Origin of the sequence: Catellatospora vulcania (genome assembly GCF_009720385.1) — a bacterium.
GTDB classification, from domain to species: Bacteria; Actinomycetota; Actinomycetes; order Mycobacteriales; family Micromonosporaceae; genus Catellatospora; species Catellatospora vulcania.
Genome location: NZ_WARX01000014.1, coordinates 59,190 through 72,197, shown reverse-complemented (window position 1 = coordinate 72,197; position 13,008 = coordinate 59,190). Strand labels below are relative to the sequence as shown.

Below are 13,008 nucleotides of genomic sequence, written 5' to 3'. Positions count from 1 at the left end.
CCTGGCAGGATCGGGCTTCATGCGATCACGGCTCGACCCGCTCACCATCGCCGCGATCACGGTCGCGATCGTCGCCGTGTCGTCGTCCGGGCCGCTCATCGCGTACGCCGCCGCGCCCGCGCTGGCCATCGCCTTCTGGCGCAACGCCCTCGCGGTCGGCGTGCTCGCCCCGGTCACCCTCACCCGCCGCCGGGCCGAGCTGCGCGGGCTGCGCGAGGGCCACGCCTGGCGGTGGAGCGTGCTGGCCGGGCTCGCGCTGGCCGGGCACTTCGCCACCTGGGTGCCCAGCGTCAAGATGACCACCGTCGCCACCGCCACCGCGCTGGTCGCCACGCAGCCGGTCTGGGCCGGGCTGATCGCGCTCTGGCAGGGGCGGCGGCTGGGCCGGTGGACCTGGATCGGCATCGGCAGCGCCGTGGTGGGCGCGGCGATCGCGACCGGCGCCGACTTCACCCGCGGGGGTACGGCGGTCGTCGGCGACCTGCTGGCCGTCGCCGGCGGCCTGCTCGCGGCGATCTACACGTCCTTCGGCGAGAAGGCGCGCAGCCGGACCTCGACCACGACGTACACGACGCTCTGCTACTCCGTCTGCGCCGTGCTGCTGCTGGGCGTGTGCCTGCTCTTCGGCGTGGAGATGACCGGCTTCGACGACCGGACCTGGTTGGCCATCATCGCGCTGACCGCCGGGGCGCAGCTGCTCGGGCACTCGATGTTCAACTACGCCCTGCACAAGGTCTCCGCCACCACGATCAGCGTGCTGATCCTGCTGGAGGTGCCCGGTGCCGCCGTGCTCGGCTGGGTATGGCTGGGCCAGGCCCCGCCCGCCGCCGCCTGGCCCGGCATCGCCCTGCTCATGGCCGGTGTCGCCGCCGTCATCCTCGGTGCCCGCCGCCCCGCCGCCCTACCCACCCCCGACCCGGTGGACGTCGACCTGCCCGCCACCGGCCGCTGACCCGCCACACACCCCGTGCAGTTTCGGGGAAAGTGCCGCCATCGGCGGAATCCGGAGCGCAGTTTCCCCGAAACTGCACGACCGAAGCCCCACTTGGTGGGGTGTCGGCTCGGCTCCTGTCGCGGTGGCCCGGAAGTGGGCAGGTCACCGTGGGTGCGGCGTTAAGAAGGTGCCCTTGCTCTACGTATAGCGATGTGAAGGTGCCCTTCCTTTGGGTGGGAGGATGGGCGGTATGACGCATCCGTTGGTGGAGGAGGCCGCTAAGAAGGCGGCTGTGGCGTGGGTGTCGGTGGGGGGCGGGCCCGCGTACGCGGTGTGGTGCCTGCCGCAGGACGGGCGGCTGCACGTGGTGGTCGGGCCGGGCGAGCAGGCGCTGCCGGGGCTGGCCGAGGCCGCCGAGGCGACGGTGACGCTGCGCGGGGATCACGGCGGAGCGGTGGTGACCTATCCGGCGCAGGTGCAGCGGATTGAGCCTGGTGGCGAGCAGTGGACCGCGGTCGCGGTGACGCTGGCCGGCAAGCGGCTCAACTCGCCCGGCACTGCCGAGGCGCTCGCCGAGCGCTGGGGGCGGGAGTGTGTCCTGGTGGCGCTCGTTCCGGCCGGCGACCCGGCGTCCGCGGGCGAGGACTCGGGGCGGGCCGAGCCCCGGCCGACCCCGGCGGCGAACGCCACCCGCAAGCCGTTCCGCCTGCACCGGGTCCGACGCCGATAACTCCCAATCATGTGAGAAATACGCATACCATGCGAATATGGCCACGCTGACCAGGGTCTTCGTCGCCCGGCTCGCAGGCCTGCCCGTCTACGACCCGAACGGCGACCAGGTGGGCCGGGTGCGTGACGCCGTCGCCCGGCTGCGCTCCGACGGGTCCCCGTCGGTCGTCGGCCTGGTCGCGGAGATGCCGCTGCGACGGCAGATCTTCCTGCCGATCGCCCGGGTCACCTCCATCGACGCCGACAGCGTGGTGCTCGGCTCGGGCACCATCAACCTGCGCCGCTTCCAGAAGGGCCCGGCCGAGCTGATGGTGCTCGCGGACCTGCTGGACCGGCGCATCACCACCCCGAACGGCACCCCCGCCACCGTGGTCGACGTCGCCATGGAGTCCGACCGGGCCGGGCAGTGGAACCTCGGCCGCGTCGCCGTACGCGACATCACCAGTCGGCTGAGCCGGCGCGGCCAGCTGCACCAGTTCGAGTGGCACGAGCTGACCGGCCTCGTCGACGCCGGTGCGCTGCAGGGCACCGCCTCGCTGCTGTCGGTGCTGGAGAAGATGCGCCCGGCCGACCTCGCCAACGCGCTGCAGGACCTGCCCGACCAGCGCCGCCACGCGGTCGCCGCGGCGCTGGACGACGAGCGGCTGGCCGACGTGCTGGAGGAGCTGCCCGAACACGCCCAGGTCGACATCCTGGCCCGGCTGGACCGCGAGCGGGCCGCCGACGTGCTGGAGGAGATGGACGCCGACGACGCCGCCGACCTGCTGGCCGAGCTGCCGCCCACCGAGCGGGCGCTGCTGCTGGACCTGATGGAGCCGGAGGAGTCGGCCCCGGTGCGGGCCCTGATGCAGTACCGGCCGAACACCGCCGGCGCGCTGATGACCAGCGAGCCGGTGATCCTGACCCCGGACGCCACCGTCGCCGACGCGCTGGCCCGCATCCGCGAGAAGAACCTGTCCCCGGCGCTGGCCGCGCAGGTGTTCGTGTGCCGCGCCCCGATCGACACGCCGACCGGCCGGTACCTGGGCGTGGTGCACTTCCAGCGGCTGCTGCGCGAGCCGCCCGGCGACCTGCTCGGCGGAGTGCTGGAGCGCGACATCACCCCGCTGTCGCCGAGCCTGCCGCTGGCCGACATCACCCGGCGGATGGCGACCTACAACCTGGTCGCGATCGCGGTGGTGGACTCCAACGACCGGCTGGTCGGCGCGGTGACCGTGGACGACGTGCTCGACCACCTGCTGCCGCGGGACTGGCGGGAGCAGGAGCGCGCCACGGACCGCACCCCATGACCGCGCCCGGCCCGGAGGAGGTCCGATGAGCGACCGCCTCGACCAGCCCCGGGAACCGCACGCCATCCGGCTGCCCCGGTGGGACCCCGACGCGTTCGGCAACTTCGCGGAGAAGTTCGCCCGCTTCATGGGCACCGCGCGGTTCCTCGTCTACATGACGGTCTTCGTGATCGTCTGGATTCTGATCAACCTGATCGGCGTCTTCGGGCTGCAGTGGGATCCGTACCCGTTCATCCTGCTCAACCTGTTCTTCAGCACCCAGGCGTCGTACGCCGCCCCGCTGATTCTGCTCGCCCAGAACCGCCAGGCCGACCGCGACCGGCTGACCATCGACGAGGACCGCCGCCGCGCCCAGGCCCAGAAGGCCGACACGGAGTACCTGGCCCGGGAGATCGCGTCGCTGCGGATGGCGCTCAACGAGGTGGCCACCCGTGACTACATCCGCTCCGAGCTGGCCAAACTGGCCGAGGAGCTGGACGACGCAGCGGCCCGGCGGCACCACCAGGAGAAGGCCGACCGCAAGGAAAAGAAGAGCCGCGCGTCGCAAGGGGCATGACGCGCGGCAAGCTCCTTCGATGGTCCCACGATCGGGCGAACGCGGGCAACGGGTTGCGAGAATGTTGCGCGTGCCACCCGGCCCACGCGTCGGCCGGTCATGATCGATGCCGCGGGTAGCATGGGCGCATGTCCACCGCTGTGCACGCCGACGACCAGGCAGTCCTGGCCGCACTCGCCTCCGTGAACGACCCGGAGATCAAGCGTCCCATCACGGAACTCGGCATGGTCGAGTCGGTGAAGGTCGACGCGGGTGTGGCGTACGTCCGCATCCTGCTCACCGTCGCCGGTTGCCCGCTCAAGGACACCCTGCGCACCGACATCACGGCCGCCGCCGTCACGGTCGAGGGCGTCACCTCGGTCGAGATCGACTTCGGCGTGATGAGCCCGGACCAGCGCCAGGACCTGCAGAAGCGGCTGCGCGGAAACGCCGCGGCCGAGCCGGTCATCCCGTTCGCGCAGCCCGGCAGCCGCACCCGCGTCTACGCCGTCGCCTCCGGCAAGGGCGGCGTCGGCAAGTCCAGCGTCACCGTCAACCTGGCCGCGGCGCTGGCCGCCCGGGGCCTGTCGGTCGGCGTGGTCGACGCGGACATCTACGGCCACTCGGTGCCCCGGATGCTCGGCGTCGAAGGCCGCCCCACCCAGGTCGAAGACATGATCATGCCGCCGCAGGCACACGGCGTGAAGGTCATCTCCATCGGCATGTTCACCAGCGGCAACGCCGCCGTCGTCTGGCGCGGGCCGATGCTGCACCGGGCCCTGCAGCAGTTCCTCGCCGACGTGTACTGGGGCGACCTGGACGTGCTGCTGCTCGACCTGCCCCCGGGCACCGGCGACATCGCGATCTCGCTGGCCCAACTGCTGCCGACCGCCGAGATCCTGGTCGTCACCACCCCGCAGGCCGCGGCCGCCGAGGTGGCCGAGCGCGCGGGCGCGATCTCCATGCAGACCCACCAGCGCCTGGTCGGCGTCATCGAGAACATGTCCTGGCTGGAGCTGCCCGACGGCACCCGCATGGAGGTCTTCGGGGCGGGCGGCGGGCAGACCGTGGCCGACTCGCTGACCCGCCTCACGGGCGCGTCGGTCCCGCTGCTGGGCCAGATCCCGCTGGACACCGGCGTACGGGAAGCCGGCGACAACGGCACCCCGGCGGTGCTGGCCACGCCGGGCTCGCCCGCCGGAACCGCCCTCAACGCCATCGCCGACCGCCTCGCCCAGCGCCGCGAGTCCCTCGTCGGCAAATCCCTGGGCCTCTCCCCCGCCAAGCGCTGACCCGGACGGCCTCCGCCCCGACGGGCCGGCCAGGGGCGACCACCCCACCCTGCTGCGACAGCTCTTAAAGACTTGCGGCCTCAGATGCACTCTGAGGCCGCAAGTCTTTAAGAGTTGTGCACGCGGGACGTGGGGGGCGCGCGGCGCGGCGGGCAGGGGCGCGGGGCCGGCGCGGGCCGGGTGGGTCAGGTGGCGTCGTCGAAGCGGGCCGGGGCCGGGGCGGCGGGAGTCGAGGACGACGACGAGGGGGTGGCGGTGGCCATGGCGTTGACGTTCGCCTTGGTCTCGGCGGCCAGCTTGCCGGCGTTGTTCAGCTCGCCCCGGAGGTCGTCGTAGATGCCGGTCAGCGGCTTGCGGAGGGCGGCTTCGTCCTCCTCGCTGAGCAGGTGCTTGCGTACGAACGCCTTGGGGTTGAGGTCTTCGAGCTTGATGTCGGTGCCCAGCTCCTTGCTCAGGTCACCGGTGGCGTTGGTGGCCATGGCGCGCAGGCCGCGCAGCATGCGCATGCCGTCGCCGATCACCTTGGGCAGCCGCTCGCCGAAGATCAACAGTGCGATCAGCAGGAGCCCGATGAACTCCCAGCTGTTCAGGTTGTCCAACACCGCTGCCTCCTGAGTGTGTCCGCCGTCGCAAGGGTACGTGCGCGAAGGCCGGACAGGCCACCCCTCAGTCAGCGTCAGCGACGAGTGTCACGGCAGCGTTGTGGCTGGTAGAACCCCGTTTGTAGGTCACTTCGACCACCTCACCCGGTGCAGTTTTCCGCACAAGTGCGATGAGGTCCGTAGGCTCGCTGAGCGGCCGGCGGTCGAAGCTGGTCACCACGTCACCGGTGCGCATGCCGGCCTCGGCGGCCGGACCGGTGGCCACGACCTCGCCCAGGCGTACCCCGCCGGCCGGTCCACGGAACGACTCCTCGACCTCGGCCCCGATCACCGTACGGTGTGCCCGGCCCGCGGTGATGATCTCCTCGGCGACCCGGCGGGCGTGGTTGATCGGGATGGCGAAGGCCAGGCCGATGTTGCCGGACGACTCTTCGCTGCTCGCCATCGACTTGATCACGGCGTTGATCCCGACCACCTGGCCCGCGGCGTCGACCAGCGGGCCGCCCGAGTTGCCGTGGTTGACCGCGGCGTCGGTCTGGATCGCGGCGTAATACCTGGTCGTGCCGTTGTCGGAGTCCGTGGCGATGGGCCGGTCCAGCGCGCTGACGATGCCCGCGGTCACGGTGCCGCGCAGCGCCAGCGGTGAGCCGATCGCCACCACCGAGTCGCCGACGGCGACCGCGTCGGAGTCGCCCAGCATCGCCGGGTGCAGCTCGCCACGCTTGACCTGGAGCACCGCGACGTCCGACTCGGGATCGCTGCCGATCACCTTCGCCGGGGAGCTGGTGCCGTCGTCGAATATGACGCTCACCACTCCGGTGCTGCCGGAGACCACGTGGTCGTTGGTGATGATGTGGCCGTCGGCGCTGGCCACGAAGCCCGAGCCGAGCGAGACGCTGCCGTCCACCGGCACCCGGACGGTGACCACGCTGGGCAGCAGCAGGCTGGCCACGGCGGCCAGCGTCTCAGGGGCGCGATAAGGCGGGGTGGCGGTCGGGCCGAGCAGCGAGCGCGCCGTCTGGCGGTCGTCGCTGAACCGCACGCCCATCGCGCCGCCCAGCACCCCGGCCAGTACGCCCGCCAGGACGGCCGCTCCGGCGACTGTCCACAACGTACGCCGTCGGGTATGGTCAGGCTCGGCCAACGGCTCCGGCTCGGGTGCGTGCGCGCGCTCGGCGGGTGGCACGAGCGCCACCGGCGAGTGCGGATCGCGCCACGGATCGTTGAGCGCATCAGACCACCAAAACGACGCCGGCGGTGCGACGGCCGGCGGCGTCTGCTGCGTTGCCGTCCAGTCGTCGTCATCCGGCCGGCGATAACCCCAGCCGTCGGTCACTGACCAGCCCTCCGTCCCGTTCCCGGTTTCAGGATGGCATGGTTTCAACGTGAAAAATCACTGTTCACGGAAGGTGCCCCATGACGACGCTGCATCGCCAGCCAGGTAGCGCAGGCGACTTCATCGCGTCGTTCGTCCCCGAGGACGTGATCGCGCAGACGGCTCGCGGGCTGGCTGTCGAAGTGGGCCTGCAGCCGGTGGCGCCGGCCGTCGGGGCCGCACTGCGCATGCTGGCCGGGGCCTGCGCCGCCAAGGCGGTCGTCGAGATCGGCACCGGCACCGGGGTCAGCGGCCTGTGGCTGCTGCGCGGCATGCGGGCCGACGGCGTGCTGACCACGATCGACCGGGAGTCCGAGCACCAGCGCATGGCGCGACGGCTGTTCACGGAGGCCGGCTTTTCCGCCTCGCGGGCCCGGGTCATCACCGGCCGCGCCCTGGAGGTGCTGCCCCGGCTCGCCGACGGCGCCTACGACCTGATCTTCGTCGACGCCGACCCGACCGAGTACGCCGCGTTCATGGACGCCGCGGCGCGGCTGCTGCGGCCGGGCGGCGTGGCCGTCCTGCACGGCGTGCTGACCAGCGGCCGCGACGTCTTCACGGTGCGCGAGCTGGCATACGGCGTCCGCGACAGCGACCTCTGGCAGCCCGCCCTGCTCCCCCTCGGCGAAGGCCTCCTCGCCGCCGTCAAAGCCTGACCCTCCTCACAACTCTTAAAGACTTGCGGCCTCCGAAGCACTCGGAGGCCGCAAGTCTTTAAGAGTTGTCGCGGGAAGGTCAGGAGACCGTCGAGAGCCAGCGGACCAGGGTGCGTACGCCCCAGCCGGTCGCGCCCTTGGTCAGCTCGCCGTCGGGGGCGGCGGACCAGGACGGCGAGGACATGTCGATGTGCACCCACCGGTCGCGCAGCGGACCCGCGAACTCGCGCAGGTAGAGCGCGGCGGTGATGGTGCCGGGGTTGCCCGCGGCGTTGTCCAGGTCGGCGATGTCGGAGGCGACGTCCCCGGCGTACTCCTCGGCCAGCGGCAGCCGCCACACCGGCTCCCCGGCCGCGGCGCCCGCGGCGGTGAAGCCGCCGATCAGCTCCTCGTTGGCGCTGAACAGGGCCGCGGTCTTCTTGCCCAGCGCGATGCGCGACGCGCCGGTCAGCGTGGCGAGGTCGATCAGCAGGTCGGGCGCGAGGTTGCGCACCGCGTACGCCATGGCGTCGCCGACCACGACCCGGCCCTCGGCGTCGGTGCTGCGCACCTCCGAGGTGAGCCCGCCGTAGTGGGTGACCACGTCGCCGGAGCGCCAGGCGCTGCCGGAGACCATGTTCTCGGCCAGCGGGGCGAGCGCGGTGACCCGCACCGGCAGCCCCAGGTCGGCGACGGCGAGCAGCGCGCCGACGACCGCGGCCGCGCCGCCCATGTCCTTGCGCATCAGCTGCATGGCGTCGTTGGGCTTGATGTCGATGCCGCCGGTGTCGTACGTGATGCCCTTGCCGACCAGCACCACGTGCTTCGTGGCCCCCTCGGGGGACCAGCTCAGCTCCAGCAGGCGGGGCTCGTGCACGGAGCCGCCGCCGACGGCGAGGATGCCGCCGAAGCCCTCGGCCTCCAGTTGCTCGCGCTCGCGCACGGTGACGGTCACGCCGTCCCCGGCCCGCTCGCGCACCTGGCGCACGAACCACTCGGGCGTCTTGGTCAGCGACGGGGTGTTGGTGAGGTCCCGGGCGAAGCGGGTGTGCCCGGCCACGGTGCGGGTCGCCGCGAGCGCCGCCTCCCGCTCGGGGCTGCCCGCCACGGCGATGACGACCTCGGCCAGCTTCGGCGTGGCCTCGGGCTTCTCCTCGGCCACGCGGAACCGGTACGACGCCAGCCACAGGCCCTCGGCCAGGCCCCGCAACGCGGCGTCGGTCAGGTCGGCGGGAGCGAGCACGGTGAGCGCGGCCTCCTTGGCGGCGGCACGCGCCAGCGCGGCGCCGGCCGCCCGCCAGCCCGCCTCGTCACCGGAGCCGACCCCGACCAGCAGCACCTTCGACGGCTCGCGCAGCGGTCGCGGCAGCGTCTGGACGACACCCGCCGAGCCCTTGTGCTCGGTGGCGACGAGGAACGCGTCCGCCTCGGCGGCGACGTCTGCGGGCAGCACGGCGAGCGGTGTGCCCGCCGTGGACTCGCCCTCGGCGGTGCCCACCGGGCACGCGACGGTTCCGGCGGGATCCGCCGCGCCGTCCAGTCGAATCGAGATCATCCCTGCCCCTTCACTGGCTGTGCCGCCGACGCCCCACCGGCCGCCGACCGCCTGACCATATCGCGCTGCCTCCGGCGCCGGCCGCGACGGAGTGCTGGTGCGCGCGCGCCCGGCGACGGTGTGCCGTCCGCGCGGCATACCGGATCCAGGGCACGTTCCCGCTGGTCAGGAGGGGGTGGGTGCAATGGGGGTGAAGGCGGCTCCGCGCCGCGCGGTCAGCGCGCCACGTGAGCCGGTGAGGGGTGGGTTGGACGGCCGGGATGGGGCCCGGCCGGTCCCGATGTCAGCCGACGGCCAGTTTGAGGGCCTCGCCGAGAGCGGTGGCCTCGTCTGGTGTCATCTCCACCACAAGCCGCCCGCCGCCTTCCAGCGGCACGCGCATGACGATTCCCCGGCCCTCTTTGGTGACCTCCAGCGGACCGTCGCCCGTCCGCGGCTTCATCGCCGCCATGTGTGTCTCCCCTCAGACTTGCCAGACCTGCACTCGGGTTGAATGCAAGACTTGGCGGGTCTCCCCGCCTGCTCCGCCGACGAAACCTCGCGACGGCTGCCGATGCAGCCTCGCCGCGACGCGCCGTCCCGTACGCCGTCCGGCACCGGCGTGTGGTTGGGTGGGGCCACACGAACGGGTGCCGACCAATGATTTTCCCTGATGGACTCCGCTAAGCCCAAACCGGGCCGGTCACGGTGTGACATCATCTCGCCAGCACAGTTCACATCTGTCACAATCACCCCTCATGCAGGCCCGTTCCGCACTCTTCGACCTCTACGGCGATCACCTGCGGCAACGTGGTGGCAGAGCCACCATCGCGGCCCTCATCCGGCTGCTCGCGCCGCTGGGTGTCGCCGCACCGGCGGTACGTACCGCGGTGTCCCGCATGGTGCGACAAGGCTGGCTCGCGCCGGTACGACTGCCCGCCGGACCCGGCTACCACCTGACCCCGCGGGCCGTTCGCCGCCTCGACGAGGCCGCCGCCCGCATCTACCGGACCGGCCGCAGCTCCTGGGACGGACATTTCGACCTTCTGGTGATCTCCGCACCGGATGTTCGCACCGAGCGCGACCGGCTCGCCGCCGAGCTGACCTTCCTCGGCTACGGGCGGCTGGAGACCGGTGTCTGGCTCGCCGCCCGGCCCGCAGGCGAGGTCGACGGGCTGCTGGCCGACGCCGGGGTGCGCTTCGAGCGCTTCTCCGCGGCCCACACCGGCGGGGATACCGGCGCCCGAGAACTGATCATGAGAGCGTGGAACGTGCCGGCCGTGGGCGCCTCGTACGCCGGGTTCGTGGCGCAGCTCACGCCGGTGGTCGGCGCGATCACCCGGCTGACCGACGACCGCACCGCGTACGCGGCCCGGTGCGCCCTGGTGCACGCCTGGCGCGCGTTCCTGTTCCGCGACCCGCAGCTGCCCGCCTCGCTGCTGCCGCCGGACTGGCCCGGCACCGCCGCGGCCGCCTTCTTCGACCGGCAGGCCGCCCGGCTGCGGCCCGCCGCCGACCGTTTCGTCGACCACTGCCTCAGGGAGAGCTGATGTCCGCACCGCTGCTCGTCGACCGCGCCGAGGGCGTCGTCACCGTCACCATGAACCGCCCCGACTCCCTTAACTCGCTCGACGTCGCGCTCAAGGTCGCGCTGCGGGAGACGTTCGAGGAGCTGGCCGCCGACCCGGCGTGCCGCGCGGTGGTGCTCGCGGGGGCGGGCCGGGCTTTCTGCGTCGGGCAGGACCTGCGCGAGCACATGGCCACCATGGGCGACAAGGCCCCGCTGGACACCGTCGAGGAGCACTACAACCCGATGGCGCTGGCGCTGGCCGAGCTGCCCAAGCCGGTGGTCGCGGCGGTGCGCGGCCCGGCCGCGGGCGCAGGGGCGGGCCTGGCCTTCCTGTGCGATCTGCGCATCGGCGGCCCGTCGACGTCGTACCTGATGGCCTTCGCGCGGGTGGGCCTGGCCGCCGACACCGCCGTGTCCTGGACCCTGCCCCGCATGATCGGCGCGGCCAAGGCCGCCGAGCTGCTACTGCTGGCCGAGCCCGTGAAGGCGGACGAGGCGCACCGGCTGGGGCTGCTGACCAGGCTGACCGACGACGACGACCAGGTGCTGCCGGTGGCGCAGGAGCTGGCGGCCCGGCTGGCGGCCGGCCCGACGGTGGCGTACGGCCAGATCAAGCGCGAGCTGCTGCACGGCGCGACCGGCACGCTGGCCGACGCGCTGCTGGTCGAGCTGGCCGCGCAGCGGCTGTCCGGCGGCACCGCCGACCACCGCGAGTCCACCGACGCCTTCGTGAACAAGCGCAAGCCGGTGTTCGGGGGGCGCTAGTCCTCTTCGGGATCGAGGGGGGCGACGCCGTCGGTGACGTACGCCGTCATCTGCAGCTCGTCCCCCGCCGGCGACACGTAGGCGGGCAGCTCGTCCGGGCCCAGTTCGCTGACGTAGCGCCAGTACTCCCGGACCGCCTCCTCCGCCGACTCCGCCTCGATCGGCAACGCCACACTGACCAGCCACTTCCTACTCACCCGCTCATCCCATCACAGCGGCCGGACGGCAACGTGGCAGCCTGCCAGGTGATCGTCGACCATGCCGGTGGCCTGCATGAGCGCGTACGCGGTGGTGGGTCCGACGAAACGCAGCCCGCGCTTCTTGAGCGCCTTGGCCATCGCGACGGACGCCTCCGAGGTGGCGGGCACGTCGGCACGGGAGGCGGGACGACGGCGGCCGGGCGGCGGGGCGTACGACCACAGCAGCGCGCTCAGCCCGCCCGGCAGCTCCAGGGCGACCCGGGCGTTGTGCAGCGTGGCCTCGATCTTGGACCGGTTGCGCACGATTCCGGCGTCGGCCAGCAGCCGCTCGACGTCGGCGGGCCCGAAGGCGGCCACGGTCTCCAGGTGGAACCCGGCGAACGCCGCCCGGAACCCGGGCCGCTTGCGCAGGATCGTGATCCAGGACAGTCCGGACTGGAACGCCTCCAGGCTCACCCGCTCGAACAACGCGTCGTCGCCGCGCAGCGGCGTGCCCCACTCCTCGTCGTGGTAGGCGCGGTACTCCGGCGCACCGGCCGACCACGCGCAGCGGGCCAGCCCGTCGTCACCGACGATGAGGTCGCTCACCCTATTGCCCCCTTGTTAGAACGCGAATAGCCTTCGGAACTCATGGAGCTCCCGGCCTTCCCACCAGTGGTGCTGTACTCGGTGCCGCTGTTCATTCTGCTCATGGTCCTCGAACGGGTGTCCTACTGGTTCCATCCTGACGAGGACGAGGTGGGCTACGGCGGCAAGGACACCGCGACGAACATCAGCATGGGCCTGGGCAGCCTCGGCTGGGACGTGCTCTGGGGCCTCGGCACGGCTGTCGCGACCAGCGCGATCTACCTGGCGACGCCGCTGCGGATCGACTTCCACTGGTGGGCCCTGCCGCTGTTCCTCATCGCGCAGGACCTCTGCTACTACTGGTCGCACCGCGGCCACCACGTGATCCGCCTGCTGTGGGCCTCGCACGTGGTGCACCACTCGTCGCGGACGTTCAACCTGTCGACCGCGCTGCGCCAGTCGTGGACCGGCTTCACCGGGTTCCTGTTCTACCTGCCGCTGGCCGCGGTCGGGGTCAACCCGGCCGTCACCGCCTTCTGCGGCGGCATCAACCTGCTCTACCAGTTCTGGATCCACACCGAGCGCATCGACAAGATGTGGCGGCCCTACGAGTTCGTCTTCAACACCCCGTCGCACCACCGGGTGCACCACGCCTCGCAGGGCGGCTACCTCGACCGCAACTTCGGCGGCATCCTGATCATCTGGGACCGGATGTTCGGCTCGTTCGCCCCCGAGACCGAACGCCCGATCTACGGCCTCACCAAGAACATCACGACCTACAACCCGCTCCGGGTGGCCTACCACGAGTACGCCGCGATCTTCCGCGACCTACGTGCCCGCCCGGTCTGGCACTGGCTGCCGACGCTGGTCCGCGGGCCCGGCTGGTCCCCCGGCGCGGCACCCGCCCCGAGACCGGTCCCCGCAGCGGCGGCTGCCGCCGCACCGCCCGCCTCGCGGGCCGTCCGGGTCGAATGACGCCGG

14 protein-coding genes and 1 pseudogene are annotated in these 13,008 nt (G+C 72.2%); 9 read left to right on the top strand and 6 right to left on the bottom strand.

Annotated elements, in window-relative coordinates; translation table 11 throughout:
- The first annotated feature begins 19 nt into the window (after positions 1-19).
- From F6W97_RS30475 to F6W97_RS30455, 5 genes are all read left to right on the top strand, one after another.
- A complete protein-coding gene (locus tag F6W97_RS30475; RefSeq protein ID WP_155374027.1) occupies positions 20-952 on the top strand; it encodes a DMT family transporter in 933 nt (310 codons plus the stop codon).
- A gap of 232 nt (positions 953-1,184) precedes the next feature.
- Positions 1,185-1,664, top strand: coding sequence for a hypothetical protein (locus F6W97_RS30470; RefSeq protein ID WP_407924622.1), 480 nt, complete (start codon positions 1,185-1,187; stop codon positions 1,662-1,664).
- A 37-nt stretch (positions 1,665-1,701) separates the two neighbouring features.
- Entirely contained in the window at positions 1,702-2,952 is a 1,251-nt protein-coding gene (locus tag F6W97_RS30465) for a magnesium transporter MgtE N-terminal domain-containing protein (RefSeq protein ID WP_155374025.1), read from the top strand.
- 25 nt (positions 2,953-2,977) lie between these two features.
- Entirely contained in the window at positions 2,978-3,508 is a 531-nt protein-coding gene (locus tag F6W97_RS30460; protein WP_155374024.1) for a DUF1003 domain-containing protein, read from the top strand.
- A 128-nt stretch (positions 3,509-3,636) separates the two neighbouring features.
- Positions 3,637-4,779, top strand: coding sequence for an Mrp/NBP35 family ATP-binding protein (locus F6W97_RS30455; RefSeq protein WP_155374023.1), 1,143 nt, complete (start codon positions 3,637-3,639; stop codon positions 4,777-4,779).
- A 185-nt stretch (positions 4,780-4,964) separates the two neighbouring features.
- On the opposite strand, the gene F6W97_RS30450 is transcribed toward F6W97_RS30455, so the two are convergent.
- Both F6W97_RS30450 and F6W97_RS30445 read right to left on the bottom strand, forming a co-directional pair.
- Entirely contained in the window at positions 4,965-5,381 is a 417-nt protein-coding gene (locus tag F6W97_RS30450; protein WP_155374022.1) for a Sec-independent protein translocase family protein, read from the bottom strand.
- Between the two features lie 64 nt (positions 5,382-5,445).
- Entirely contained in the window at positions 5,446-6,717 is a 1,272-nt protein-coding gene (locus F6W97_RS30445) for a S1C family serine protease (protein WP_155374021.1), read from the bottom strand.
- 80 nt (positions 6,718-6,797) lie between these two features.
- On the opposite strand from F6W97_RS30445, the gene F6W97_RS30440 reads away from it, so the two are divergent.
- A complete protein-coding gene (locus F6W97_RS30440; protein ID WP_155374020.1) occupies positions 6,798-7,412 on the top strand; it encodes an O-methyltransferase in 615 nt (204 codons plus the stop codon).
- Between the two features lie 79 nt (positions 7,413-7,491).
- On the opposite strand, the gene F6W97_RS30435 is transcribed toward F6W97_RS30440, so the two are convergent.
- Both F6W97_RS30435 and F6W97_RS30430 read right to left on the bottom strand, forming a co-directional pair.
- Positions 7,492-8,946: a leucyl aminopeptidase family protein gene (locus F6W97_RS30435; RefSeq protein WP_155374019.1), complete on the bottom strand. Its 1,455-nt coding sequence runs from the start codon at positions 8,944-8,946 to the stop codon at positions 7,492-7,494.
- 283 nt (positions 8,947-9,229) lie between these two features.
- The gene (locus tag F6W97_RS30430; protein ID WP_120317235.1) at positions 9,230-9,397 is read right to left on the bottom strand and encodes a DUF3117 domain-containing protein; all 168 of its coding nucleotides are present in this window, start codon (positions 9,395-9,397) and stop codon (positions 9,230-9,232) included.
- A gap of 286 nt (positions 9,398-9,683) precedes the next feature.
- On the opposite strand from F6W97_RS30430, the gene F6W97_RS30425 reads away from it, so the two are divergent.
- Complete coding sequence (locus tag F6W97_RS30425) at positions 9,684-10,475, top strand: PaaX family transcriptional regulator (protein ID WP_155374018.1); 792 nt, start codon at positions 9,684-9,686, stop codon at positions 10,473-10,475.
- Positions 10,475-11,260: an enoyl-CoA hydratase-related protein gene (locus F6W97_RS30420; RefSeq protein WP_155374017.1), complete on the top strand. Its 786-nt coding sequence runs from the start codon at positions 10,475-10,477 to the stop codon at positions 11,258-11,260. The genes F6W97_RS30425 and F6W97_RS30420 overlap by 1 nt, the downstream gene beginning before the upstream one ends.
- Here the strand turns inward: F6W97_RS30420 and F6W97_RS30415 are convergent.
- A pseudogene (locus tag F6W97_RS30415) lies at positions 11,257-11,445 on the bottom strand (hypothetical protein); the annotation flags it as partial. The gene F6W97_RS30420 and the pseudogene F6W97_RS30415 overlap by 4 nt on opposite strands.
- Before the next feature lie 24 nt (positions 11,446-11,469).
- On the bottom strand, positions 11,470-12,048 hold the full coding sequence (locus tag F6W97_RS30410) for a DNA-3-methyladenine glycosylase I (RefSeq protein WP_155374015.1): 579 nt from the start codon (positions 12,046-12,048) through the stop codon (positions 11,470-11,472).
- A gap of 42 nt (positions 12,049-12,090) precedes the next feature.
- Here F6W97_RS30410 and F6W97_RS30405 point away from each other — a divergent pair, with 42 nt between their 5' ends.
- Positions 12,091-13,002 (top strand): sterol desaturase family protein, encoded by a 912-nt coding sequence (locus F6W97_RS30405; RefSeq protein ID WP_155374014.1) that lies wholly within the window; start codon positions 12,091-12,093, stop codon positions 13,000-13,002.
- Positions 13,003-13,008 lie beyond the last annotated feature (6 nt).